The organism is Xanthomonas vesicatoria ATCC 35937 (assembly GCF_001908725.1).
Taxonomy (GTDB): Bacteria; Pseudomonadota; Gammaproteobacteria; order Xanthomonadales; family Xanthomonadaceae; genus Xanthomonas; species Xanthomonas vesicatoria.
Genome location: NZ_CP018725.1, coordinates 1,169,493 through 1,195,735, shown reverse-complemented (window position 1 = coordinate 1,195,735; position 26,243 = coordinate 1,169,493). Strand labels below are relative to the sequence as shown.

Here is a 26,243-nt window from a genome sequence, read left to right as displayed (position 1 = left end):
CCGTTAGTGAATTCGTTCGCCGAGGCCGGCAACCGCATGCGGATACAGTGCCTCAAGCAGGCCGAGCAGCTCGATCACATCGAACACCGCACGGCTGGAATCGGTCAGCGAAAATGGCCGCCCATCGGCCTGAATCGCCTGCTTGGTGGCCAACAGCAGCTGCAGGCCGGTGGTGTCGATCTCACTCACCGCCGCCAGGTCAAGATGCAATCCACCCGGATGCGCCAATGCCGGCTGCAGCAGTGGCTTGAGTTCGGCGGCGCGACGAATGGTCATCTCGCCTTCGAGCGCAAGCGTGAGTGGAGCGGGAAGATCCGAAGAAAAGATGTCCATTGCGACCTCGAGATGCGGCGACACGAAGAACGTGGCATGACGCGGGGGAGTTCTCGACACTGGCTTCACGCGTACGCGGTAAGGCAACGACATGTCGGTCTATGCAGGTATCGGCGCGTAACGGAAATATTTAGGTCAAATTCAGCGCAAAGCCCAAAATGAGACCGGTGTCGCCGGTTCAGACTTAATGGCTCATGTTTGAGAAGCCGGCCACTGCCGTTGCGGCCGGGCGCTTGTTTAGACAGGCTCTTCCGTGGAGACCATGGCATGCCAACGTTGTCGCCTTCAGTCGCTCTGCTGAACACGGCGCAGCACTGACGGGCGCTCACTCGGGTGCCACACGCCGCGTCGGAAGGGTTTTAAGTGAGCTCAGCAGTTGAGGTCAGGAGCGAGCTGGAGCGGCTGCCGCGGAGATGGGCAGCGCAGTGGGCGGCAGCGCTTGCGGACAAATGCAATGGCGCGCCGGATCTCTGGTGGGTCAAGGCGATAGACGCCGGCGCACAGCCTCCAGCGTGGTGATTGTCAGCGCAAGAACCGCCCGAATGCGCGGCTGGGTCGCAGCGCCGGTGTATGACGTAGTTGCTCTCTGCGCCACGCTGCATGCGTGCGCAGGCCTTGGTGCGGGCATGATGGCATCGGTCCGTAAGCTAGCCTTGTGGCGATCGCGCGCGCCGGGCGTATGCCCGGCATCACTAAGCTGCACAACGTACGCCGCGCCTGGGAGCGCTCAGCCCGGCGCCAGTGCAGCCAGCAAACCACGTGCGGCATTGAAGCGGTCTGCGCCCTCGGGCATCGGTAACTTGATGCGCAGTTTGTCCGGGCCATCCATGGTGTAGATCTTCGGCTGCTTCTGGATCATCTGGATGATGGTCATCGGGTCGATCGCCGGCTTGGCCTCGAACACCAGCCGCCCGCCGTTTTCGCCCAGATCCAGCTTGCGGATACCCAGCGCATTGGCCTGCAGCTTGAGCTCGGCAATGGCGAACAGATGCTTGACCGGATCCGGCAGCAGGCCGAAGCGGTCGATCATCTCCACCTGCAGTTCGCGCAGCGCATCGGTGTCGCGTGCACTGGAAATGCGCTTGTACAGCGTCAGGCGGGTATGCACGTCGGGCAGGTAATCCTCTGGAATCAGCGAGGCCACGTGCAGCTCCACTTCGGCGCCGCGCACTTCTTCGCCGGCATCCAGGTCGGGCAGCTTGCCCTGGCGAATGCTGCGCACCGCGCGTTCCAGCAGCTCGGTATACAGGCTGAAACCGACCTCGGCCATCTGGCCGCTCTGGTCTTCGCCAAGCAATTCGCCGGCGCCGCGGATTTCAAGATCGTGCGTGGCCAGCGTAAAGCCCGCGCCGAGTTCGTCCATCGATGCGATGGCTTCCAGGCGTTTTTCTGCATCGGAGGTCATCGAGCGCCGATCCGGCACCACCAAGTATGCATAGGCGCGGTGATGCGAACGGCCCACGCGGCCACGCAGCTGATGCAACTGTGCAAGGCCGAAGCGGTCGGCGCGGTTGATGATGATGGTGTTGGCGTTGGGAATGTCGATGCCCGATTCGATGATGGTGGTCGACAACAACACGTTGAAGCGCTGCTTCTGGAAATCCAGCATCACCCGTTCCAGCTCGCGCTCGGGCATCTGCCCATGCGCGATGCCGATGCGCGCTTCGGGCACCAGTTCGGCCAGGTCGCGCTGCATGCGCACGATGCTTTCCACGTCGTTGTGCAGGAAATACAGCTGGCCGCCGCGACTCAACTCGCGTTGGAACGCTTCGCGCAGCAGCGTGTTGTCCCAGGCGGTGATGAACGTCTGCACCGCCAGCCGGTTCGGCGGCGGGGTGGCGATGATGGACAGATCGCGCAGGCCGGCCATGGCCATATTGAGCGTGCGCGGGATCGGCGTGGCAGTGAGCGTAAGCAGATGCACGTTGGCGCGCATCGCCTTGAGCGCCTCTTTCTGCCGCACACCGAACCGTTGTTCCTCGTCGACGACGACCAGGCCCAGATCCTTGAACTTCACGTCCGGCTGCAACAAGCGGTGCGTACCGATGATGACGTCGATATCGCCGCTGGCAACCTTCTCCAGCTCGGCCTTGATTTCCTTGGTGCTCTTGAAGCGCGACAGCACTTCCACTTTCATCGGGTAATCGGCAAAGCGGTCGCGGAAATTGCGGTAATGCTGCTCGGCCAGCAAGGTGGTTGGTACCAGGACGGCAACCTGCTTGCCGGCACTGGCCGCGGCAAATGCCGCGCGCACCGCCACTTCGGTCTTGCCGAAGCCGACGTCGCCGCAGACCACGCGGTCCATCGGCTGGCTGCTGCCCAGGTCGCGCAGCGTGGCATCGATGGCCGCGAGCTGGTCGGTGGTTTCTTCGAACGGGAACCCGGCTGCGAAGGGTTCGTACATTGCGCGGTCCACCTGCAGCGCCAGGCCGGCGCGCGCGCGGCGGCGGGCCTGGATTTCCAGCAGTTCGGCGGCCACGTCGCGCACTTTCTCTGCGGCCCTGCGCTTGGCCTTGGTCCACTGCTCGCCGCCCAGCGAATGCAGCGGCGCGGTTTCGGCCGATGCACCGGAATAGCGGCTGATGAGATGCAACTGCGCCACCGGCACATACAGCCGGTCGCCCTTGGCGTATTCGATTTCCAGGAACTCGCCGGGCATGCCACCGGCATCGAGCACGATCAGCCCGCGGTAGCGGCCCACACCGTGATCCTCGTGCACGATCGGCGCGCCTTCGGACAGCTCGCCCAGGTCGCGGATGATTGCTTCCGGCTCACGCCCGACCCGGCGCGTGCGGCGCGGTTGGTTGGCCCGCTCGGGAAACAGCTGGCGCTCGGTGAGTACCGCAATCTGCGGGTCGTCCAGTGCAAAGCCGTCTTCCAATGCGGCGACGGTAATGCCGAAGCGCACCTTGGCCGCGGCCAAAAATGCCGGCACATCGGCAACCACATCCGGCTTGAGCTGCGCGGCGGCCAGCACTTCCATCAAGGCTTCGCGGCGGCCGGCCGAATCAGCAGCGACCAGGACACGGCCCGGGTAATGGCTCAGGAACGAAGCCAGTGCCCGGCCGGCCGGTGCGTCTTTTGCAGCGACCGGTAGCGGCGGCAACGGCTGGTCGCCTAGCGCTGCGGCCTCGTCGATGCGTGCATGATCGCTGGCCCAGACTTCGATACGTGCCAGCTTGTTGAGCCGCTCGCGCAAGGCATCCGGCGATTGATACAACTCGTCCGGCGGCAGCAGCGGGCGTTCCACATCGTGGCGACGCTGCTCGTAGCGGTGTTGCGCCTGGGTCCAGAACGCATCGGCAGCATTGGACACGCCGGTGGCGATCACCGACAGCGCACGCTTGTCCAGATAATCGAACAGGGTGGCGGTTTTGGCGAAGAACATTGGCAGGTAATACTCGATGCCAGACGGTGCGATGCCTGACTTGAGATCCTGATACAGGGCGCTGCGCCGGGTATCCACGTCGAAGCGTTCGCGCAGGCAGGCCAGTACGCGCTCCACGCTGGCATCGTCCATCGGCACTTCGCGGCCGGGCAGCATCTTGACCGCGTCGACCTTGTCCAGCGAGCGCTGCGATTCCGGGTCGAAGGCGCGGATGGAGTCGATGTCTTCATCCAGCAACTCGACGCGCAATGGCGTTTGCGCGCCCATCGGGAAGACATCCAGCAAGCCGCCGCGCACCGCAAAATCGCCCGGGTCCATCACCTGGGGGACGTTGCGGTAACCGGCGCTTTCCAGGCGGCGCTTCTCTCCATCCAGATCCAGCCGCTGGCCGACCCTCAGATCGAAACTGCCGCCGACGATGTAGCTCAGTGGCGCCAGCTGCTGCAGCAGGGTCTGCACCGGGACGATCACTACCCCCTTGGTCAGGCCGGGCAAGCGATGCAGGGCGGCCAGGCGCTGGCTGATGATTTCCGGGTGCGGGCTGAACTGGTCGTAGGGCAGGGTTTCCCAATCGGGAAACGGCACCACCGGCAACGCAGACGTCTCGCCCAGCAGCGCCAGCAGATCGGCCTCGATCTGATGCGCGCTCTGGTTGTCGCGTGCGATCACCAGCAGCGGGCCGGCATGCGCTTCGGCAGCGCGGGCAATGGACCAGGCCAGTGCCGTCGGAGAAGACGGAGAGCGCCAGTAGGCGCGGAGCTGGCCAGACTTGGGCAGCGGCGGCGAGGGATAGGTAGGCTGCGGCATCAGCCGGCGATTTTATCAGAGCGCCAGCAGTGCCCGGTCCATCGGGCGTGAAAGATGGCCTTGGTCCGCCTGTGCGCAAGCACGCCGCAGAGCCCTGCCTTACGTATTGCCAGTGGAAGGCCTTGCCCAAGGAGTGTTTTGGAAGCGCCAGCGCGGTTCACAAGCGGTTTGTTGAATGGCCGGCCGCAAGCTTCTTCGAAGCTCTGTGGAAAGCGGTCCGGCCGAGTACGACCAGAGGCAGGGCATCGTTTGGCGACGACAGAGCATTGATGACGCGATGATGAAGGCGCCACCGGCACAGTAAGCTGTCGGCCCAAGCCCGACGGTTCGGGGAAAAGGCAGCAGGCGCCACCTGCTGGTGGACGGCCGCGGGGTCTCGTGGTCGCTTGTCGTGACCGAGGCTAAAGTTCATGACTGCAAGCGCCTTGACACAGGTGCTCATCGCCATCGTCGTCAAGCGCAGGAGTCCGCCAGACAGGCCAGGGGAGTTGCCGGATCGTCCAGCCGCTCGCCTTCGGCGCGGGCGATATCGGCAAGCGAAGGCAGCGTCAGCGTGATGGGCAGCGGCAGCTCCACCCGCAGCCCGGGCAGGCGCAAGAGACCGCCGATCATGCCTGGGTTCGCACGTGGCCCAACGCTTTCGTGCAGCAGGCGGACACATTCGCATTCCCCGCTATCTTGGGTATCAATCGTCGAATTTACGCCGCACGGTGGATGTTTTTTACAGGATACAGTCACATGAATAAATTGAACCCGCTCTTCCATTCAAGCAGGCCCCAGCACGATAGAGCCAATGAAGCGACCACCTCCAGCCCATCGCGTCAAGGAGCGGCGTCCAGCGACTGTGCATCACCTGCCCTGGCTCCCCTGGCTCCCCTGGCTGCCTTGGCAGAGGCAAGTCCGAGACGTCACAGTGGCAAGGCAGGCGCTCGCCCCCGGACCAGCCACTTGTCCGCCCACTCGCACCCGCCGCCGCACCCCTCCATGTTCAGCAGGATGCGGGGATGGGTGGCGGAAGCGGCGTCGAGCAAAATCCTCGAACCCAGAGCCTGGATCGATGCCAACTTCCCGCATGCACGGGCTGCCAGGATAAGCCTGCTCGACACTGCAGCCGCAGTGACCCGTTCGTCGGAATTCACCCTGCCCGCACGACAAGGCGGGCATCAGTTCCACATGTACCTTGCAGCCGATGCATCCGGCACAAATACGATAATCCTGGCCCCGGGGCAGGAGTTGATCCCCGGGCTACTGCGGTCCGACAAGATGATCGAGCTTTCGTCGAGCCACCTGGGTCAGCTCAACGCACTCGCCACCAAGCACCCAATCGTCAAGACGCAAATGCCGGACACCAAACCATGCTTGCGGGTGATCACACCTGAAGTCGCTGCCAATCTGGCAGCGGCACGCGAGGCCATCGACCTAGTCAAGGCACTTCTTCCCTACGGGGCTGGCAACCAGATCAAGGACATCGCAGCAACCGAGGGGGAAAGTGTGCTCCACTCTTCGTTAGCGTTCAGAATTGGGGGAAGACCGGAGTTCCGCGCCTTCGCCGCAATCCGGGCGCAAGGTGGCTACTGCGACGCGCAAGCTGGCCTGACGTACCAACTGCTGTCGCAGAATCCTGCGCTGAGGGACTGCAGGGTAGACATGGTGAGCGGAGGAGACCACGTGTTCGTGGTGATCCGGGGGCAGACGCCGGAACAAGATATCGTGGTGGATGCGTGGGCGCCTTTCGCCTCACCCACGCTTACCCAGGATGCACTCCCCATGCACCGGGCGATCCTGCGCGGAGCAGAGCTTGACTACACCAAACCTGCCGGCACCGTTCTGCCGGCCCTGAACATCGGAGAGGCGCTGAGGCAGCAGGCTATCGACCGCAGTAATTACCCGTCGATACGCGAAAATTTCGTCGCTGAAAAATATCGAGATCCCGACAGCGACATCGCGGACCAACTGGCAACTCCGGTCGATCAATGGGATGTACCCTTCAGTGGCAATCCCAATGTCCGCTATGAGGTACGTGACGAATCCGGCCGCCGGTTGATCGCCGGTCCGCTCAGGTTCGACATGCAGCGGATCCCATTCTCTCCGGGACCTTACCAGACGCAGGATGCATGACGCCCGCCGACGCAGGTGTATGCGCGACGCTCGCTGATTAGTCAAAAGCCCAGTCGGTCGAGGGTGCGGCGTCCTCACCGCTTTTGGGATATGCCGTAAACCTATCCCTGAAGTGACCCCCAAGAGCTCGACAGTTGGGCATTCATGCCGCCAAACCGTCCTGCAAGCGGCAAGGACACCGCACCGGAGAGTGGGTCGGCGCTCACTTGAAGAGTTGTTTGTAGTGCGGTGTGCATCAGACATGGAGCCGATGCTTCATGATCGAACAAGGCGCATCCAGCAAGGCTCCTACCATGCACCGACCAAACTTGACTGGTCCTTGCCCGCCCAATGTCGCAGAGCTTACAAGGACGTGCCTGCAGCGTGTCCCGCGAGGGTGAGCGGGCAAGGGCCTTGCAACCAGGCCGCAGATCGCCAGCTCTAAGCCGATTCCCAAATCCCGATTCCCAGCCCCTCAGGCATCCAGCTCCAGCACCATCCGCACCAATTCTGGCGATTCCGGATGCGCCTGCGGCTTGAAGCCCAGCGATTCGGCCAGCTGCAGCATCGGCACATTGCTTTGCAGCACGTCGCCGAACAGGCAGTCCAGGTACTTGCGGCGCGCCCACTTCACCAGTTTGCGCATCAGCTGCCGGCCCAGGCCCTGGCCAGCGACAAAGCTGCTGACTAGGATGGTGTACTCGGCCTGGCGGGTGCCGGGTACCAGCGCTGCGCGCGCCACCGCGCCCACCAGCGCTTCGCCGGGGGGCAACTGTTCGGCGGCCACCAGCACGATCTCGGTCTTGGGGTTGGGATGGGTCAGGCGCTGCACCATCTCCGGGGTGATTTCGGCGGAGGAGCGCACGAAACGTGCGCGGATTTCCTCCGGTCCCAACAGGCTGAAAGCCCCTTGCAGCGGCGGACCATCCTCGGGACGGATCGGGCGGAGCAATAGGGTGCGGCCATTGGGCAGGCTGAAGTTTTCATGCCAGGGAGGCATGCGATTGCGAATGGCCATGACCGGTGTTCCTTAAAGATCGGAAGATTCTGGCACCAGCCCGGCGCGCAACCGTGAATGAATCCGGTGCGCCGCTGGGGGCCATCGAGAGGTGGCAGTGCTTCCCACACAACTGTAACGAGCGGAGCCGTGAGCCGGTCGTGAGCTTGCTGCGCGCGCGATGACTGGGCAGTGGGCCTGCGCCCGCGGGCACAGGCTGCGGACTGGCTGCCTCGATGGGATGCCTTGAGAGCCGGGCCCCTGCGGCCAGCCGTAGGGCCCAGTATCACGCCAGTGTCGGGCTGCCGGGCTTGTCAACCAAGCGGCAGCGGATGCGCACCACCGCGCGTGCGACACGGCCTGCGGCATGTGCAGTCGCCGCGAAGGCTGCCAGCCGCGCGCTGCACGCATCACCGGTGGATCAGGCGTCCTGGCGCAGCCATTCCAGCCGCGTGGAGGCGCCCAGTTCGCCAAGATGCTTCTTGAGCACCGGCAATGCCGGCGCCAGTACCTTGTCGAACTGCCAGGGCGCATTGACGATTAACAGCCCGCTGCCGGTCAGGCGCAGCGGCGAGTCGTCCGGGCGCACCTGCAGCTCGGCCACCAGCACCGACTTGGCCGGCAGCGTGGCCGCCTTGCGCATGAACGGCTGCAGGCTGCGACGCAGCTTGATCGGGTACCACACCATGCAGATCGCCTGCGGCCAGCGCGCCAATGCCTCGCGCACGCTGTGGATGATCTGCTGGTACTCGGCGTCCTGCGATTCGTACGGCGGATCGATCAGCACCAACCCGCGGCCGATCTTGGTGTCGCCGGCGCGCGGCGGCAGAAACGCGCGAATGGCGGCATAGCCATCGCCGGCATGCACGCGCACGCGGCTGTCCTTGGCGAACAGACCCTTGAGCGCTTCCGCCTCGTCTGGCTGCAATTCGCAGAACGCCATGCGGTCCTGCTCGCGCAGGGCCTGCGCGGCCAGCAGTGGCGAGCCAGGATAATGATTGAGCTGGATGCCGGCCGTGGGGCGCGCCGGCTTCTGCCCGGGCGTGGCGGGGCGGGCGACGGTCTGGTTGTCGGCCTGCACCGCACGCAGGTAGCGCTCGACCACCTCCGGCAAGGTGGACTCGGCCATCAACCGCATCACCCCGGCATCGGCCTCGTTGGTCTTGCGGCTTTCTTCGCCGCCGAGCTGGTAGCGCCCACGTCCGGCGTGGGTGTCGAGCACGAAGAACGGGGTGTCCTTGCGCTTGAAGGTGTCGATCAGCGCCAGCAAGGCGATGTGCTTGAGCACGTCGGCATGGTTGCCGGCATGGAAGGCGTGGCGATAGTTCATCGGGGAAGTGTAGAGCGTGCGCGGCTCTTTGCGCTGCGCGCCAGGTACGCGGCGTGGCGGGATGCACCCGCCGCAGGGCCGTGAGGGCGTGGCGCCGGGAGCGTGCCGCTGCCCCGGACATCCGCTGCCAACCTCTGTTGCCGACGCTGGCGTGCGCGCCGCGCTGGCTGCGCACGCGCTATGGGCCGCGCCGGCATGCGGCTATGCTGCGCGCCATGTCCGATACTCCCTTCCGCGTGCTCGTCGTCGAAGACGAAGCCGCCATTGCCGATACCGTGCTGTACGCCTTGCGCAGCGAGGGCTATGCGGCCGAGCATTGCCTGCTGGGGCGCGAGGCACTGGCGCGGCTGCGCGCCGACCCGGCCGATGTGGTGGTGCTGGATGTGGGCCTGCCGGACATCAACGGCTTCGAGGTGTGCCGCAACCTGCGCAGTTTCAGCGAGGTGCCGGTGATCTTTCTGACCGCGCGCACCGACGAGATCGACCGCGTGCTCGGGCTGGAGCTGGGCGCCGACGATTACATGGCCAAGCCGTTCTCCCCGCGCGAGCTGGTGGCGCGGGTGCGCGCACGCCTGCGCCGTCGCAGCGTGGCAGCGGTGGCCGAGCCGGGCTGGCAGCCGCATGGGGCCTTCGCGATCGACCGCGAAGGCAGCCGCATCCGCTACGGCGATGCCTTGTTGCCGCTGACCCGTTACGAATACGCGCTGCTGGCCGCGTTGCTGCAGCGCCCCGGCGCGATCCTGAGCCGTGCGCAGTTGATGGATCGCGGCTGGGACGCCAGCGCCGACAGCGCCGATCGCACCGTCGACACCCATATCAAGACGCTACGCGGCAAGCTGCGCCTGGCCGGCGTGCCGGCCGACCCGATCCGCACCCATCGTGGCCTTGGCTACGCACTGGAGCTGTAGGCGATGGTTGGCTATATATCGGGTGCGTTGATCGGAGCGGCGCGCTGATATGCGCCTCGGTCTCAAGCTGTTTCTGGGCTTTTTCCTGATCGTGGGCCTGGCTGCGTTCTTCGTGATGCGGGTGTTCGTCAACGAGGTCAAACCGGGTGTGCGCCAGGCGATGGAATCCACCTTGGTGGATGCGGCCAACGTGCTGGCGGAAATGGCCAGCAGCGATCTGGCCGCCGGGCACATCGTCGACGGCCGCTTTGCGCGCAACCTGGCGCAGGCGCAGCAGCGCGACCCCAAGGCCTGGGTGTGGCGCTTTCGCAAAAACAATGTGGATTACCGCGTCACCGTGACCGACGCGCGCGGGGTGGTGGTCTTCGATTCGCTAGGCCGTGAAGTGGGCCGTGACAACTCGCGCTGGAACGATGTCTACCGCACCTTGCGGGGCGAATACGGCGCGCGTTCCAGCCCGGAAACCGGTGGCGACCCCACCGCAACCGTCATGCATGTGGCCGCGCCGATCTACGCGCCCGACCAACCCGGCAAGTTGATCGGCGTGCTTACCCTGGCGCAGCCCAACCGCAGCATCGATCCGTTTATCGAAGCCAGCCAGCGCAACATCCTGCAGCGCGGCGCCTGGTTGATCGGCATCTCCGCATTGATCGGCATTGTGATGACGTGGTGGTTGATGCGCGGCATCGGCCGGCTCAACCGCTATGCGCAGGCGGTGAGCGCCGGCATCCCGGTGCCGCCGCCCAAACCGCGCGGCGATGAAATCGGCGACCTCGGTCAGGCGCTGGAAACCATGCGCCGCAAGCTGGAGGGCAAGGCCTATGTCGAGCATTACGTGCAGTCGTTGACGCACGAAATGAAAAGCCCGCTGGCGGCGATCCGTGGCGCATCGGAGCTGTTGACCGAGCCGTTGCCGGAAGCCGACCGCCAGCATTTTGTTGCCAGCATCCGCGCGCAGGAACAGCGGCTCACCGAAACCATCGACAAGCTGCTTGCGCTGGCCGAAGTGGAGCAGCACGGCTGGCTGCAGACGCGCGAGCGCATCGCCGTGGTCAGCGTGCTGCACGCGGCGTTAGAGGCGGTAATGCCGCGTGCTGCCGCCGTGGGTGTGCAACTGGAGCTTGCCGCGCCGCCCGATTCGACCGGTGAGCAGTACGTGTCTGGCGATGGGTTTCTATTGCGTCAGGCGCTGATCAATTTGCTCGAAAATGCAATTGCGTTTTCGCCACAGGGCAGCAGCGTGCTGCTGCGTGCGCAGATGGACGCCGGGCAATGGCAACTGTCGGTCGAAGACAGAGGCAGTGGTGTGCCCGATTACGCCATCGAGCGCGTATTCGAACGCTTTTATTCGTTGGCGCGCCCACAGACCGGGCAACGTAGTTCCGGCCTCGGGTTGCCGTTCGTGCGCGAGGTGGCGCGCCTGCACGGTGGCGATGCGGCGCTGGGCAATCGCGACGGCGGCGGTGCGATTGCGGTCCTGCGGCTGCCCATTGGCTAAAAGCGACCAAGCAAGGGCGTGCGTTGCACGCGGATTTTCGGCTTGGGTCACGGTGTCGGCCGCCGCTCGTGTAGAGCGGTAACTTCACGTTCGCTTCAAATTCACCTCAAACCCTCGACACCGGCGCCTTGCACCCTGGCCACCTCCCAGAACGAGGATGGCCGATGAAATCCCTGAAACTGTTGTTGCGGTTCGCCACCATCGGCGGGCTGATCCTGTTGTTGCTGATTCCCTTGTTGTTGATTCGCGGCACCGTGCAGGAACGTGCGCAATATCGCGACGAGGCGGTGGAGCGGGTGGCGCAAAGCAAGGCCGGCGAGCAGCAGTTCATCGCACCGGTGCGGGTGCTGCCGTACACCGAAGACGTACAGGTGACCGAGCCGGACGAGGAAGGCAAGCCGCACAAGGTCTGGCGCAAGCGCGATGGGCAGCTGCTGCAGACCCCGCGCACGCTCACTCTGAGCGGCGAGCTGACGCCGTCCGAGCGCAAGATCGGCCTGTTCCGCGTGCAGGTGTATTCGTGGAAGGCCAAGCTCAAGGCCGAGTTCGACCCGTTCGAGTATCCGGCCGAGGCCGGGCGTAGCTATGGTCAGCCGCATCTGGCGGTGGGCATCTCGGATGTGCGTGGCTTGGTGGGCACGCCAACGCTGCGGGTGGACGGCCGCACGCTGGCGCTGGAAAGCGGCGCTGGCGGCCTGGCATCGCGCTCGGCCGGCATTCACGCCGATCTGCAGCCGTTGGGCGATCCGCTGGCCGGCAAGCTGGTCGATGGAGATACGGTGGACATGGCATTCGTGCTGGATGGCACACGCAGTCTGGCCATCGCGCCGATTGGCGACAACAACGACATCGCATTGCGCTCGGCGTGGCCGCACCCGTTGTTCGGTGGGCGCTTCCTGCCAAATGCCCCGACCATCAGCGAGCGCGGTTTCGATGCGAGCTGGTCGCTGTCGTCCTTGGCGACCGGTGCGCAAACGCAGCTGCAGTCGTCGCAATCGTCGCTGGACACGCTGGAAGTGCGTCTGGTCGACCCGGTGGATGTGTATACCCAGGCCGACCGCGCCAGCAAGTACGGCAGCCTGTTCGTGGTACTGACCTTTGTAGCGTTCGTGTTGTTCGAACTGATCAAGCGGTTGCCGATTCATCCGTTGCAGTACCTGCTGGTCGGCCTGGCGCTGGCGATCTTCTTCCTGTTGCTGCTAAGCCTTTCCGAGCACATTGCGTTCTGGCAGGCGTATCTGGTGTCGGCGGCGGCATGTATCGGCCTGCAGTTCTTCTATCTGTCTGGCGTGCTGCGCAGTTGGAGCCGCGCTGCGGGATTCTCGGTGATGCTCACTGCCTTGTATGGCGTGCTGTACAGCCTGTTGATCTCCGAGGACAACGCATTGCTGATGGGGTCGCTGCTGCTGTTCGGCATCCTGGCCAGCATCATGTGGGTGACGCGTAAGGTCGATTGGTACGAGCTTGGCAACAGCCTGCGCTGAGGTCGACATGAGCGTCCAGGCACAGGTGTACCGGCGGGCGCAGCGTCTGCTGCCCGCCGGAATCGACACGGTGGCGCTGCTTCCCGCAGCGCCACTGTCGCAATGGGAATGTTCGCCGCTGTCGGCGTTGCCGCTGGCGTGCGAGGGCCGCCGTGGCGTGATCGGCCTGCGCCTGCATGCGCGCACTGCGCAGGCACTGCGTGCGGATGGATGCGGTTTTTTGCAAGCAACGCGGCGGCAACAGGCGTCTTCACAGGACGCCTGTGTACGCAGCTACGGGCCGTGGCAGCGCTTGAGCAGCGGCAGTTACTGGGCGCGCAGTCGCGATGCGCTGCTCGGGGTGCTGGTGGCCCAGGAAGACGCGGCGGTGTGGCTGATGTGGCAGCAGCCCGGCAACGCGACCCAGCGCCATGGCGGCTGGCTGCGGTGAGCCGTGGCAGCGCAGCAGCGCAACGCAGCCAGGCTCGCTTACCATGGCCGCATGACTGGCACCTCCCTGAACGTTGAAACAGTCCACGGCAACGCGGTGTTGCCGTATCTGGATGCGGTAGCGCGGCTGCGTATCGCGGTGTTCGGCGCATGGCCGTATCTGTACGACGGCGATGCCGGCTACGAACGCGCTTACCTTGCCGCCTACGCCGCGTCGCCCGATAGCGTATTCGTCCTGGCGCGCGATGGCGATGCGGTCATCGGCGCTTCCACCGGGCTGCCGTTGCTCGACGATAGCGATGCCTTCCACATGCCATTCACCGCCGCCGGTATCGACCCGGCCAGCGTGTTCTATTTCGGTGAGTCGGTGTTGTTGCCGGCGTATCGCGGGCAGGGCATCGGTCATGCATTTTTCGACAGCCGCGAGGCGCATGCCCGCGCATTGGGCAGATTTACGCTCGCCGCATTCTGTTCGGTGGAGCGTGCAGCAGACGACCCGCGCAAACCTGCCGACTATCGCTCCAACGATGCGTTCTGGCGCAAGCGCGGTTACGCGCCGCAGCCGGGCATGCAGGTACGGCTGGAGTGGGCGGAGTTGCAACGTGGGCAGATCGACCACAGCTTGAGCGTGTGGACGCGCGCGCTGGAACCTTGAGCGTGGCGCAGTCGATCATGGTGGTACGCCCCGTTGCCTCACTCCAGCGCCGTTAGAGGAATCTTGCCGATGAATGCTCCCCTCGCCATTGCCGTTGCCAGGTATCCGATCGGCAAACCTGCGGACTTTGCAGCCTTCGCGGCGCGCATGTCAGCGCTGATCGGCGAGGCCGCGGCGGCCGGCGCGCGGGTGGCGGTGCTGCCGGAATATCTGTCGCTGGAGCTGGCTGCCACCTTCGGCACGCAGGTCTCGGCCGGACTGCCTGAGTCGCTGGCGGCCATCCAGACGTTGCGTGCTGCGTGGTTGGAGCTGTTTGCCGGCCTGGCGCGGCAGCACCGGCTGCATCTGATACCCGGCAGTTTTCTGCTGGATCTGGGCCAGGGCCGCTACCGCAACCGCAGCGACTGGTTCACGCCCGACGGCGGCCACGGTTGGCAGGACAAGCTGCAACTGACCGGGTTCGAAAAGGCCACCGGGCTGATCGAGCCGGGTGATGCGTTGAAGGTGTTCGACCTGGACGGCGTGCGTGCGGCGATTGCGATCTGCTACGACAGCGAATTTCCGTTGCCAGTGCGCGCGCAGTACGAGGCCGGCGCGCGCCTGTTGATCGTGCCCAGTTGCACCGACACTGCCGCCGGCGCCACCCGCGTGCGGGTCGGGTGTCTGGCGCGTGCATTGGAAAACCGCATGTTCGTCGCGCAATCGGTGACCGCTGGCGAGGCGCCCTGGAGCCCCACACTGGACGTCAACACTGGCGAAGCGGCGGTATTTGCGCCAATGGATGTGGGCTTCCCCGCCGACGGTGTACTGGCGCAAACCGATGCGGACACCGTGTGGGCGTACGCCACGCTGGACTTCGACGCGTTCGAGGCCAGCCGCGCCCACGCGCAGGTGGCCAACGACCGCGATTGGCCCGGCCAGTTGGCGCCGCAAGTCGCGCGTGCCAAGCTGGTCGCGTTCGATTGACCAAGAACGATTGATCGCTGCCCACACCGCGCTGGTGCGGCAGCTGCAGACACGACCGGTGCTGCGCACTTGCCGCTGCACGCAGCGGCGGCGCAGTCATTGGCGCATGCCTTCAATCGCTCAGCCTTGCAACGCCACCCACCAGGTTCCCATGCCCAAGAAAACCCTGATTCCGCACAGCGTCCGGCTGGAGTTCGCTCCTGGCGCGCTGGTGCACAGCAATCTGTCCGGCGCAGCGTTTACCGACGACTGGCTGTGGGTGGCCGGCGACGAAGCCTGCGCGGTGGACCGCCTGCGCAGGCTGCAGCCCAGCCAGCGCGAGACGCTGCGCTTCGGCGAAGGCCAGAGCTTCGCGCTGGCCGAGTTGCTGGATCTTCCCGGTGAGGACGCCGAGGAGGCGGACCTGGAAGGCATGGGTCTATCGGATGGTTATTTGTGGTTGGTCGGCTCGCATGGCCTGAAGCGCAAGAATGCCAAACGCGGGCGCGACGACGCCGACAACGCCAAGCGCCTGACCAAACTCAAGCTCGACGCCAACCGCCGCCTGCTGGCCTGCCTGCCGATCGAGTGCGATGCCGACGGCACCCCGCGCCTGGTGCGCGAAGCGGCCGATGGCCGCCGCGCGCTGCGGCTCAAGGGCGACGCCAAGCACAACCAGCTCACCGAGCTGCTGGCCGACGACCCGCATTTCGGCCCGTTTTTGAAGATTCCCGGCAAGGACAACGGCTTCGACATCGAAGGCATCGTGGTCGACGGCAAGCGCCTGCTGCTGGGCCTGCGCGGGCCGGTGCTGCGTGGCTGGTCGGCGATGCTGGAGATCCAGGTGGAAGCGCATGGCGACCATCTGCGCCTGGCGCCGCTGGACAACGATGGCACGCTGCTGCGCAAGCACTTCCTGCAATTGGGCGGCCTGGGCATCCGCGATCTGCATTATTCCGGCGACGATCTCTACCTGCTGGCCGGCCCCACGATGGTGTTGAACGGCGAGATCCGCCTGTTCAAGTGGCCGGATGCACGCACCGTGCTGGCCGCCAACCGCGCGCCGGTGCGATTTCAGCACGATTTGCTGGAATCGGCGGTCCTACCGCACGGCAAGGACAGCGACCGCGCCGAGGCCATCTGCAATCTGCCACCGCAGCTGGCCGGCAAGGTTCCCAGCTGGTTGGTGTTGTACGACGCGCCCGGTCCGGCGCGCAGCGATGGCGAATGCGTGGTGTACGGCGACCTGTTGCGTAATCGCTAAAGCACGCCGACGCGCCGGCGGCAGCGTCCCTTGCGCAGCTGGCGGTCGCGCAGCAACGGTGCCGATCGCAGCGCAGACGCGAGCGATTGAACGCATTGCGTGGCAGGGGGAGGGCGTGCGTGCCGGCACTGCGGCCGATGGACGATGCAGCGCCAATGCGGTACCCGACATCGCCGCCTTAGCACCAGACCGGGCAGGGCCACGCTGCGCAAGGTAAAATCGGCGCACTCCCGTTTCGCCGAGCGCTCCATGACCTGCCGCACCCGCTTCGCTCCCAGCCCCACCGGTTACCTGCACATCGGCGGCGCCCGCACCGCCCTGTATTGCTGGCTGGAGGCGCGCCACCGCGGTGGGCAGTTCGTGCTGCGCATCGAAGACACCGACCGCGAGCGCAGCACCCAGGCGGCCATCGATGCCATCCTGGAAGCGATGGATTGGTTGGGTCTGGGCTACGACGAAGGCCCGATCTACCAGACCCAGCGTGTGGCCCGTTACCAGGAAGTGGCCGAGCAGCTGCTGGCGCAGGGCAAGGCCTATTACGCCTACGAAACCCGCGAAGAGCTCGATGCCATGCGCGAGGCCGCGATGGCCAAGCAGGAAAAGCCGCGCTACAACGGTGCCGCGCGCGAGCAGCAGCTGCCGTATCGCGACGACCCGAATCGCGTCATCCGCTTCAAGAACCCGGTGGGCGGCACGGTGGTGTTCGACGACCTGATCAAGGGCCGTATCGAGATCGCCAATAGCGAGCTCGACGACATGGTGATCTTCCGCCCGGACGGCTTCCCCACCTACAACTTTGCGGTGGTGGTAGACGATTGGGACATGGGCATCACCGAGGTGATCCGCGGCGACGACCACATCAACAACACCCCGCGCCAGATCAACATCTATGAAGCGCTGGGCGCGCCGGTGCCCAAGTTCGCGCACATGCCGATGATCCTGGACGAGCAGGGCGCCAAGCTGTCCAAGCGCACCGGCGCGGCGGACGTGATGCAGTACAAGGACGCCGGCTACCTGCCGCATGCGCTGATCAACTACCTGGCCCGTCTGGGCTGGTCGCATGGCGACCAGGAGTTGTTCAGCCAGCAGGAGCTGCTGGACCTGTTCGACGTCAAGGACGTCAACTCCAAGGCTGCGCGCCTGGACATGGCCAAGCTCGGCTGGGTCAATCAGCATTACCTGAAGACCGACGACCCGGCCAGCATCGCGCCGCAGCTGGAGTATCAGCTTGCCAAGCTTGGCCTGGACATCGCTGCCGGCCCGGCCGCTGGCGATGTGGTGGTGGCGTTGCGCGAGCGCGTGCAGACCCTGAAGGAAATGGCCGAAAAGGCCGTGGTCTGGTACCAGCCACTGGAAACCTACGACGAAGCAGCGGTGATCAAGCACCTGAAATTAGGCGCGGAAGTGCCGCTGGGCAAGGCGCGCGAGATGCTCGCTGCGCTGAGCGAGTGGAGCGTGGAGAGCGTGTCGGCGGCGCTGCACGATGCCGCCGCGGCGCTGGAACTGGGCATGGGCAAGGTTGCCCAGCCGCTGCGGGTGGCCATCACCGGCACCCAGGTCAGCCCTGACATTTCGCAGACGGTGTACCTGGCCGGTCGCGAGGGTGCCTTGAAACGCATCGATGCGGCACTCATCAAGATTGGAGCGGCCTGACGCCGGAGCCTGTATGACCAAGCACACCCACACCCAAACGCACGACCAGGAACATGCCTGCACGGCACCGCACCACCACGTGGACGATGCCAACAGCTTCGTGCGTGCGGTGGAGCGCGCCTGCAGCGAACGCGGCCTGCGGCTGACGCCGATCCGCGCCAATGTGCTGCGGCTGATCGCCGATGCCGGCAAGCCGGTAAAGGCGTACGAGCTGCTGGACTGGGTGCGCGAAGGCAAGGGCGTGGGCGCCGATGCGCCGCCAACGGTGTACCGCGCGCTGGATTTTTTGATGGCCAATGGCTTTGTGCACAAGCTCGAATCGGTCAATGCCTTCGTCGCCTGCCATCACCCCAACAGCGCCCAGCACTCGGTGCCGTTCCTGATCTGCGACCGCTGCCATAGCGCCGTGGAACTGGAAGACCGCGACGTGGTCTCGCAACTGGAAGCCCGCGCCAAGGCGCTGGGTTTCCAGCCGCAGGCGCAGACCCTGGAAGTGCATGGGCTGTGCGCCAAGTGCGCGGTCGCGGAGTAGGCGCTGCGAGGTTGCGCAGAATGCGCGGCCGTGACGTTCCTTTAGAGCGCGACGCTGCGGTTTCAGGGTGCGTGTTGACCCATTGAAGCGTCAGCAGCGCGCCGTTGATCGAGCGCCGCAGACGCCAAGTCCTGGCGCTGCCCGGTCACTGCGCATTGCGTAGCGCTGTGCAGCCCGGCGACTCGCGTATTGCACGTTGCTTTCGACACAGCCTGTGATTCGACAGCGACGCGTGCCTTCGCTGTGCCTGACCTGAGCTCGATATCACCGACATCCCAACGTCGATGCAGGACGTGAAACGTAGCCGACAGCTCGGGTACGCCTGAAACAGCGCATGCGTGAGGCCGGTGGTGCTCCACAGCGTTGAGTGCTCGGTCCTCCCATCGTTCAACGACCGCGCAGGCCGACGCATGTGCAGTACGTGCGCGCTTCCACTCATCCTCTAGCGCAACATATCGACGACGAGCGTCCGCACGCAGCCCATCACGGCGTTTGGCCTGCATCGAGCGCATACGCCGCCAGGAACAGCTCCACCGCGCGCTGCACGGCGCCATGCAGATACTCGGGCGAAGGATCTTTGAGCGCGCCAAACAGGCAGGGCATCATGGTGTCGGCTTGCAGCAGGCCGCCGAATTGCCGTGAGGCATCGATTGGGTCGGCGCGTCGTAGCACGCCCTGCTCCATCTGCCTGCTCAGATACTCGGCCACGCGCCGCATGCCTTCTTCCGGGCCACTGTTGTAGAACAGCGCGCCCACCTCCGAGCGCCCGGAGACGCCGATGATGGTCTGCCAGATGGTGATCGAGGTGGGGGCGCACAGGAAGGTGAGGATGTCGCGGCCAAAGGTGTGCAGCGCCTGCTCCACCGGTGCGTCGGTGCTCTCCAGCGCCACGATCAGCGGCTCGATATAGCTGTCGGCCATGGCGGTGGCCACCGCGACGAACAACTCTTCCTTGGATGGGAAATAGCCGTACAGCGTGCGTTTGGAGCCGCCCACGCGGGCCGCGATCTGCGACATCGACGCCCCCTCGAAGCCCATTTCCAGGAACACCTCGCTGGCCGCCTCAATGATGGCGTCGCGCTTTGCTTCGGTTCTGACCCGCATCCAATCACTCCACTTTTGAACTTTAAGTATACCGACTGGGCAGAAATGCTTGACGGCCACGGATGAGCTTATTAGGATACCAAACCGTACCGTTTAGCTTTTCAATCGCGCGTCCTCGGAGACCTCCTCGTGCGTCCTCATGCCTCGTATCGCTTGCCCCTAGTCGCTGTTGCCATTGCTGCCGCCGTCCTGCTCAGCGCCTGCGGCAGCCCGCCGGGTGGTCCGCCGCCGGAAGAGGGCACCCCCGAGATGGCGGTGCTGACCGTCAAGCAGCAGCCGGTGCCGCTGACCACCGCGCTGCCGGGACGCACCGTGCCGTACCTGATCGCCGAAATCCGCCCGCAGGTGGGCGGCATCGTGCAGTCGCGCCAGTTCACCGAGGGCGGCGACGTCAAGGCCGGGCAGACGCTGTACCAGATCGATCCGGCCACCTACCGCGCCAGCTATGCCAGCGCCCAGGCCACCCTGGCCAAGGCGCAGGCCAACCTGCGCACCGCCAGGCTCAAGGCCGAGCGCTACACCGAGCTGGCGCAGATCAAGGCGATCAGCCAGCAGGAAGGCGACGACACCGCCGCAGCGCTGGGCCAGGCCGAGGCCGACGTGGCTGCCGGCAAGGCCAGCGTGGAAACCGCGGGTATCAATCTGGCCTTCGCCCGTCTGGACGCCCCGATCTCCGGGCGCATCGGCCGTTCCAGCGTGACGCCGGGCGCCTTGGTGACCGCCAACCAGGCTACGGCGCTGACCACCATCCAGCAGCTGGACCCGATCTATATCGATGTCACCCAGCCCAGCGCGGCGGTGTTGCGGCTGAAGCAGGCGATGGCGCGCGGCGACCTGGAAACGGCCGGCGAGGGCGCGGCCAAGGTGTCGCTGCTGCTGGAAGACGGCAGCGCGTATCCGTTGCAGGGCCAGCTGGCGTTCTCCGATGTCACCGTCGATCAGAACACCGGCTCGATCACCCTGCGCGCGGTGTTCCCGAACCCCAACGCCGATCTGCTGCCGGGCATGTACGTGCGCGCGGTGCTGCAGGAAGGCGTCAAGCAACAGGGCCTGCTGGTGCCGCAGCAGGCGGTCTCGCGCAATGGTGCCGGCAAGCCGACTGCGTTCGTGGTCGGTGCCGACCACAAACTGCAGTTGCGCGTGCTGGACACCGACCGCGAGGTCGGCGACCAGTGGCTGGTGCGCAGCGGCCTGAAGCCCGGCGAACAGCTGGTGGTCGAAGGCGCCTCGCGCGCGCGCGACGGCATCCAGGTCAAGACCGTGCCATGGCAACCCAAACGCACCGACGCCGCGGGCGCGCCATCTGCGCCCACCACGCCGCGTGCAGCGAATTAAGGCGGATCACACGACATGGCACGCTTTTTCATCGACCGTCCGATCTTCGCGTGGGTATTGGCCATCATCGTGATGCTGGCCGGCATCCTGTCCATCGCCACCTTGCCGATCGCGCAATACCCCAGCATCGCGCCGCCCGCGGTCGCCATCACCGCCAATTATCCGGGCGCTTCGGCGCAGACGCTGGAAGACACCGTCACCCAGGTCATCGAGCAGAAGATGAAGGGGCTGGACCACCTTAGCTACATGGCCTCCACCAGCGAATCCAGCGGTGCGGTGACCATCACGCTGACCTTCGACAACGGCACCGACCCGGACACCGCACAGGTGCAGGTGCAGAACAAGTTGTCGCTGGCCACGCCTTTGCTGCCGCAGGAAGTGCAGCAGCAGGGCGTGACGGTCACCAAGTCGGCCACCAACTTCGTCAACGTGCTGGCCTTCACCTCCGAAGACGGCAGCATGAACGATTCGGACCTGTCCGATTACGTGGCCGCCAACGTGCAGGAAACCATCAGCCGCGTCGAAGGCGTGGGCGACACCACCTTGTTCGGTTCGCAATACGCCATGCGCATCTGGCTGGACCCGGACAAGCTGAGCAATTTCAATCTCACCCCGGTGGATGTGCGCACCGCCATCCAGGCGCAGAACGCGCAGGTGTCGGCCGGCCAGCTCGGCGCATTGCCGGCGGTGGCCAACCAGCAACTCAATGCCACCATCACCGCGCAGACCCGGCTCAAGACCGCCGAGCAGTTCGAAAACATCCTGCTGCGGACGCAGGCCGATGGCTCTCAGGTGCGGCTGCGCGATGTGGCGCGGGTCGAACTGGGCAGCGAAAGCTACAACACGGTAGGCCGCTACAACGGCAAGCCGGCAGCGGGCCTGGCGATCAAGCTGGCTACCGGTGCCAATGCACTGGATACGGTGCGCGCCATCGACAAGAGCCTGGAGGAGCAGGAGCAATTCTTCCCGCCGGGCATGAAGGTGCAAAAGCCCTACGACACCACGCCGTTCGTGCGCATTTCCATCGAGCAGGTGGTGCATACGCTGGTCGAAGCGGTGGTGCTGGTGTTCCTGGTGATGTACCTGTTCCTGCAGAACTTCCGCGCTACCTTGATCCCGACCATTGCGGTGCCGGTGGTGTTGCTGGGCACCTTCGGCGTGCTGGCCGCGTTCGGTTTCACCATCAATACGCTGACCATGTTCGCGATGGTGCTGGCGATCGGCCTGCTGGTGGACGACGCCATCGTGGTGGTGGAAAACGTCGAGCGCGTGATGGGCGAGGAGCAGTTGTCGCCCAAGGACGCCACGCGCAAATCGATGGAACAGATTTCCGGCGCGCTGGTCGGCGTGGCGTTGGTGCTGGCGGCGGTGTTCGTGCCGATGGCCTTCTTCGGCGGGTCCACCGGTGTGATCTACCGGCAGTTCTCGATCACGATTGTGTCGGCGATGACCTTGTCGGTGCTGGTGGCGATGATCCTGACCCCGGCCCTGTGCGCCACCTTGCTCAAGCCGGTGCACAAGGGCCATGGCATGGCCACCACCGGCTTCTTCGGCTGGTTCAATCGCCTGTTCGATCGCGGCAATACTCGCTATCAAGGCGTGGTTCGGCACATGCTGGGCAAGGGCTGGCGCTACATGCTCGCCTATGCGGTGCTGCTGGCGCTGGTGGTGGTGGGTTTCATGAAGTTGCCGGTCGGCTTCCTGCCGGATGAAGACCAGGGCACCTTGTTCGTGCTGGTGCAGTTGCCGCCCGGCGCCACCGATGCGCGCACCAGCGAGGTGCTGAAGCAGGTGGAGCATCACTTCCTGGTCGATCAAAAGGATTCGGTGTCCGGCGTGTTTGCGGTGTCCGGTTTCAGCTTCGCTGGCACCGGGCAGAACGTGGGCCTTGCCTTCGTCAAACTGCGGCCATGGGACGAGCGTACCGGCAAGGGCCAGAGCGTCACCGACGTGGCCGGCAAGGCTGGCGCTTTTTTCGCCAGCATCCGCGATGCGAGGGTGTTCGCCTTCGCGCCACCGGCGGTGTCGGAACTGGGCAATGCCACCGGCTTCGACTTGATGCTGCAGGACCGTGCCAATCTTGGACATGCGGCCTTGATGCAGGCGCGCAATCAATTGCTGGCCGAGCTGTCGCAGGACAAGCGGCTGGTGGCGGTGCGCCCCAACGGGCAGGAAGACACGCCCGAGTTCAAGCTGGAGATCGACCCGCACCGGGCGCAGGCAATGGGGGTGTCGATCTCCGACATCAACAACACCTTCGCCAGCGCGTGGGGCAGCGTCTACGTCAACGATTTCATCGACAAGGGACGCGTCAAGAAGGTGATGCTGCAGGCCGACGCGCCGTACCGCATGAACCCGCAGGACATCGATCGCTGGTTCGTGCGCAACAGCGCCGGCACCATGGTGCCGTTCAATGCCTTCGCAACCGCCAGCTGGCAATCGGGCTCGCCGCGCCTGGAACGCTACAACAGCGTGCCATCGGTGGAAATCCTGGGCATGGCGCTGCCCGGCGCGGCCTCCAGTGGCGAAGCGATGCAGATCGTGGAAGCGGCGGCGGCCAAGCTGCCGCCGGGCATCGGCTTCGAATGGACCGGGTTGTCGCGGCAGGAAAAATCCTCCACCGGCCAGACCGGCCTGTTGTACGGCCTGTCGATCCTGATCGTGTTCCTGTGTCTGGCCGCGTTGTACGAAAGCTGGGCGATCCCGTTCTCGGTGATTCTGGTGGTGCCGCTGGGCGTGTTCGGCACGCTGCTGGGCGCGATGCTGACCTGGAAAATGAACGACGTGTACTTCCAGGTGGGGTTGTTGACCACCATTGGTCTTGCATCGAAAAACGCGATCCTGATCGTGGAGTTTGCCAAGGAGCTGCACGAGAGCGGCAAGAGCCTGATCGAATCGGCGCTGGAAGCGGCGCGCATGCGCTTGCGGCCGATCCTGATGACATCGCTGGCCTTCATCCTCGGCGTGGTGCCGCTGGTGTTGACCAGTGGCGCCGGCGCCGGCGCACAGCATGCGCTGGGCACGGCGGTGATCGGCGGCATGTTGTCCGGCACGGTGCTGGCGATCTTTTTCGTGCCGCTGTTCTTCGTGCTGGTCAGCGGCGTGTTCAAGCGCCGCGCACAGCCTGCCGCGCCCACGACTCCGTAACCGACAGGACACTGACATGACACCGATTCGCATGACCCTTGCCGCGATCGCGGTGGCCAGCGTGCTGTCTGGCTGCACCATGATGCCGCGCTACACCCGCCCCGACGCGCCGGTGCCGGACCACTTTGCCGGTGCCGGGTCCGCCCCAACGCCCGATGCTGCTGAAACCGAACAAGCGCGTAGCGTGGCCGATATCGGCTGGCGCGAGGTCTTTACCGACCCTGCGTTGCAGCAGGTCATCGCGCTTGCGCTGCAGAACAACCGCGACCTGCGCGTGGCCGCACTCAACATCGAAGTGGCGCGTGCGCAATACCGGGTGGAGCGCGCTGCGTTGGTGCCTGCCATCGATGGCACCGGCACCGCGAACAATTCGCGCACGCCCACGGAGCTGGCCATCCCCGGGCAGCCGGCGGTGTTCCGCACCTACAGCGCCAACATCGGCATCAGTGCCTACGAACTGGATCTGTTCGGGCGCGTGCGCAGCCTCAAGGAACAGGCGTTGCAACAGTTCCTGTCCACCGCCGAAGCCCGTCGCAGCACGCATATCAGCCTGGTCGCAGAAGTCGCCACCGCCTATCTGACCCTGGCTGCCGACCAGGCATCGCTGCAACTGGCGCAGTCCACCCTGAGCAGTCAAAGCGATAGCTATCGCCTGCAGCAACGCAGTTTCGAGCTGGGCGTGGCCTCGCAGCTGACCCTGCGCCAGGCGCAGACCACGGTGGAAACCGCACGCGTGGACGTGGAGCGCTACACCGCGCAGGTGGCGCAGGATCGCAATGCGCTGGTGCTGCTGGTCGGTACGGCCGTGCCGGAATCGTTGTTGCCGCGCGCGTTGCCCGACGGTGCCAGCGTGGACGGCAACGTGCTGGCCAGCGTGCCGGCCGGCTTGCCGTCGCAATTGCTGCAGCGTCGCCCGGACATCCTGGAGGCCGAGCGCAACCTGCGTGCGGCCAATGGCAATATCGGTGCAGCACGTGCGGCGTTTTTCCCCAGCATCAGCCTGACCGGCTCGGTGGGTTCGTCCAGCAGCAGCCTGTCGAACCTGTTCGATTCGGGCACGCGCGCCTGGAGCTTTGTGCCCACGCTGACCTTGCCGATCTTCAATGCCGGGCGTAATCGCGCCAATCTGGACATGGCCAAGGCCAATCGCGATATCGAGGTGGCCCGCTACGAAAAATCCATCCAGAGTGCGTTCCGCGAAGTGTCCGACGCGCTTGCTCAGCGCGACACGCTGGGCCGGCAATTGCAGGCGCAACAGGCATTGGTCGACGCAACCGCCGATAGCTATCGCTTGTCGCAGGCGCGTTTCGAACGTGGCATCGACAGCTATCTGCAGGCACTGGATGCGCAACGGTCGCTCTACAGCGCGCAGCAGACCTTGATCAGCACGCAGCTGTCGCGCTTCACCAATCTGGTGACGTTCTACAAGGCGATGGGCGGCGGCTGGCTGCCATCGGATGCACCGACTGCCGGCACGACCCCGGCAGCGGAGCTGCCGCGTGGATGATGCCGCGCCGTCCATCGCAACCGGGCGTGCGCCGCACGACAAACGCGGTGCCATCCTGGCGGCGGCACGCGCGCTGTTCCAACAGCACGGCTTCGACAGGACCAGCATGGACACCATCGCCGAGCGCGCGATGGTGTCCAAAGCCACGGTCTATGCGCATTTCGCTTCCAAGGAGGTGCTGTTCCGCACCACCCTGGAGGCGCTTGCGCACGCCTCGCCCAACCGCTGGAACGCCCTGCTGGAACTGCAGGGAACGCTGGAGCAACGCCTGGCTGCAGTGGCGGATGCGGTGTTGCGAGTGTCTGCCAGCAACCTGCTGGATGATGCCGCGTATGGCCTGGTGCGCCCGCCACTGTTGCCCAGCCAGATGCGCGAGGAAATGTGGACGCTGTGCTTCGAGCGTTACGACAGCATGATGCGCGCGCTGTTGGCGCGCGAGGTGCAGCGTGGCGCACTGGTGATCGACAACCTGCCGGATGCATCGGTGCATTTCTTCGGGTTGATCACCGGGCGGCCGGCCAATGCGGCGATGCGCGGCGATGCGCTGGATACGGCATCTGTACGGCTGGATGCATATGCCAGCGGCGCGGTGACGTTGTTCTTGCGTGCGTATCGCCCACAACCATCGGCGGTGACGGCGGATGGCAAGCGCGAAGCGCCGAGCGGTTTCTAGTTGCGGGGGCAGGGCGGCGCGCTGGATGACTGGCGTCGTTGGCGCGTTGCCGGCGTTCGCGTACGCAGATTCGCGTCTGCGATCCGGCAAACCTGCGCGTTGATGAGGGTCGTTCATAAGCGTTAGCACCGCGTGCTGTGCAATGCACCCGTGGCGC

General features: G+C 65.2%; 19 protein-coding genes and 2 pseudogenes. 15 read left to right on the top strand and 6 right to left on the bottom strand.

The window, feature by feature from the left end; translation table 11 throughout:
* Positions 1 to 3: 3 nt before the first annotated feature.
* Both BJD12_RS05225 and mfd read right to left on the bottom strand, forming a co-directional pair.
* Positions 4 to 333 carry an STAS domain-containing protein gene (locus BJD12_RS05225; RefSeq protein WP_005993490.1) on the bottom strand — a complete coding sequence of 110 codons (330 nt, stop codon included), beginning with the start codon at positions 331 to 333 and terminating at the stop codon, positions 4 to 6.
* A gap of 727 nt (positions 334 to 1,060) precedes the next feature.
* Positions 1,061 to 4,528 (bottom strand): transcription-repair coupling factor, encoded by a 3,468-nt coding sequence (gene mfd / locus BJD12_RS05220; protein WP_005993487.1) that lies wholly within the window; start codon positions 4,526 to 4,528, stop codon positions 1,061 to 1,063.
* A gap of 101 nt (positions 4,529 to 4,629) precedes the next feature.
* Between mfd and BJD12_RS24110 the strand changes: the two are divergent.
* A pseudogene (locus BJD12_RS24110) lies at positions 4,630 to 5,007 on the top strand (transposase family protein); the annotation flags it as partial.
* Here BJD12_RS24110 and BJD12_RS24105 read toward each other — a convergent pair.
* A pseudogene (locus tag BJD12_RS24105) lies at positions 5,000 to 5,143 on the bottom strand (EcsC family protein); the annotation flags it as partial. The pseudogenes BJD12_RS24110 and BJD12_RS24105 overlap by 8 nt on opposite strands.
* A gap of 369 nt (positions 5,144 to 5,512) precedes the next feature.
* On the opposite strand from BJD12_RS24105, the gene BJD12_RS05210 reads away from it, so the two are divergent.
* A complete protein-coding gene (locus BJD12_RS05210; RefSeq protein WP_005993482.1) occupies positions 5,513 to 6,646 on the top strand; it encodes a hypothetical protein in 1,134 nt (377 codons plus the stop codon).
* Between the two features lie 454 nt (positions 6,647 to 7,100).
* Here the strand turns inward: BJD12_RS05210 and BJD12_RS05205 are convergent, their stop codons facing one another.
* Positions 7,101 to 7,643 carry a GNAT family N-acetyltransferase gene (locus tag BJD12_RS05205; RefSeq protein WP_005993480.1) on the bottom strand — a complete coding sequence of 181 codons (543 nt, stop codon included), beginning with the start codon at positions 7,641 to 7,643 and terminating at the stop codon, positions 7,101 to 7,103.
* A 400-nt stretch (positions 7,644 to 8,043) separates the two neighbouring features.
* Positions 8,044 to 8,952, bottom strand: a complete 909-nt coding sequence (locus BJD12_RS05200; RefSeq protein WP_005993478.1) for a 23S rRNA (adenine(2030)-N(6))-methyltransferase RlmJ — start codon at positions 8,950 to 8,952, stop codon at positions 8,044 to 8,046.
* 203 nt (positions 8,953 to 9,155) lie between these two features.
* Here BJD12_RS05200 and creB point away from each other — a divergent pair, with 203 nt between their 5' ends.
* From creB to BJD12_RS05155, 9 genes are all read left to right on the top strand, one after another.
* Positions 9,156 to 9,860, top strand: coding sequence for a two-component system response regulator CreB (gene creB, locus BJD12_RS05195; protein ID WP_005993476.1), 705 nt, complete (start codon positions 9,156 to 9,158; stop codon positions 9,858 to 9,860).
* A 49-nt stretch (positions 9,861 to 9,909) separates the two neighbouring features.
* Positions 9,910 to 11,358: a two-component system sensor histidine kinase CreC gene (creC, locus tag BJD12_RS05190; protein WP_005993474.1), complete on the top strand. Its 1,449-nt coding sequence runs from the start codon at positions 9,910 to 9,912 to the stop codon at positions 11,356 to 11,358.
* Positions 11,359 to 11,522: 164 nt separating this feature from the next.
* Positions 11,523 to 12,842: a cell envelope integrity protein CreD gene (gene creD / locus BJD12_RS05185; RefSeq protein WP_005993472.1), complete on the top strand. Its 1,320-nt coding sequence runs from the start codon at positions 11,523 to 11,525 to the stop codon at positions 12,840 to 12,842.
* A 7-nt stretch (positions 12,843 to 12,849) separates the two neighbouring features.
* Positions 12,850 to 13,272: a hypothetical protein gene (locus BJD12_RS05180; RefSeq protein ID WP_005993470.1), complete on the top strand. Its 423-nt coding sequence runs from the start codon at positions 12,850 to 12,852 to the stop codon at positions 13,270 to 13,272.
* A gap of 51 nt (positions 13,273 to 13,323) precedes the next feature.
* Positions 13,324 to 13,926: a GNAT family N-acetyltransferase gene (locus BJD12_RS05175; RefSeq protein WP_005993468.1), complete on the top strand. Its 603-nt coding sequence runs from the start codon at positions 13,324 to 13,326 to the stop codon at positions 13,924 to 13,926.
* Positions 13,927 to 13,995: 69 nt separating this feature from the next.
* Complete coding sequence (locus BJD12_RS05170) at positions 13,996 to 14,892, top strand: carbon-nitrogen hydrolase family protein (RefSeq protein ID WP_005993466.1); 897 nt, start codon at positions 13,996 to 13,998, stop codon at positions 14,890 to 14,892.
* Between the two features lie 151 nt (positions 14,893 to 15,043).
* Positions 15,044 to 16,135: a DUF3616 domain-containing protein gene (locus BJD12_RS05165; protein ID WP_005993464.1), complete on the top strand. Its 1,092-nt coding sequence runs from the start codon at positions 15,044 to 15,046 to the stop codon at positions 16,133 to 16,135.
* 249 nt (positions 16,136 to 16,384) lie between these two features.
* On the top strand, positions 16,385 to 17,788 hold the full coding sequence (gene gltX / locus BJD12_RS05160) for a glutamate--tRNA ligase (RefSeq protein WP_005993462.1): 1,404 nt from the start codon (positions 16,385 to 16,387) through the stop codon (positions 17,786 to 17,788).
* A gap of 13 nt (positions 17,789 to 17,801) precedes the next feature.
* On the top strand, positions 17,802 to 18,320 hold the full coding sequence (locus BJD12_RS05155) for a transcriptional repressor (protein ID WP_005993459.1): 519 nt from the start codon (positions 17,802 to 17,804) through the stop codon (positions 18,318 to 18,320).
* Between the two features lie 483 nt (positions 18,321 to 18,803).
* Here the strand turns inward: BJD12_RS05155 and BJD12_RS05150 are convergent, their stop codons facing one another.
* The gene (locus BJD12_RS05150; RefSeq protein WP_005993457.1) at positions 18,804 to 19,424 is read right to left on the bottom strand and encodes a TetR/AcrR family transcriptional regulator; all 621 of its coding nucleotides are present in this window, start codon (positions 19,422 to 19,424) and stop codon (positions 18,804 to 18,806) included.
* Between the two features lie 129 nt (positions 19,425 to 19,553).
* Between BJD12_RS05150 and BJD12_RS05145 the strand changes: the two genes are divergently transcribed.
* The 4 genes from BJD12_RS05145 to BJD12_RS05130 are packed head-to-tail and all read left to right on the top strand — an operon-like array spanning position 19,554 to position 26,086.
* Positions 19,554 to 20,759 carry an efflux RND transporter periplasmic adaptor subunit gene (locus BJD12_RS05145; protein WP_042828113.1) on the top strand — a complete coding sequence of 402 codons (1,206 nt, stop codon included), beginning with the start codon at positions 19,554 to 19,556 and terminating at the stop codon, positions 20,757 to 20,759.
* A 15-nt stretch (positions 20,760 to 20,774) separates the two neighbouring features.
* Positions 20,775 to 23,906, top strand: coding sequence for an efflux RND transporter permease subunit (locus BJD12_RS05140; RefSeq protein ID WP_058564074.1), 3,132 nt, complete (start codon positions 20,775 to 20,777; stop codon positions 23,904 to 23,906).
* A 16-nt stretch (positions 23,907 to 23,922) separates the two neighbouring features.
* On the top strand, positions 23,923 to 25,413 hold the full coding sequence (adeC, locus tag BJD12_RS05135) for an AdeC/AdeK/OprM family multidrug efflux complex outer membrane factor (RefSeq protein WP_042828450.1): 1,491 nt from the start codon (positions 23,923 to 23,925) through the stop codon (positions 25,411 to 25,413).
* Entirely contained in the window at positions 25,406 to 26,086 is a 681-nt protein-coding gene (locus BJD12_RS05130) for a TetR/AcrR family transcriptional regulator (protein WP_005995934.1), read from the top strand. Before adeC ends, BJD12_RS05130 begins: the two co-directional genes overlap by 8 nt.
* Positions 26,087 to 26,243: the final 157 nt, after the last annotated feature.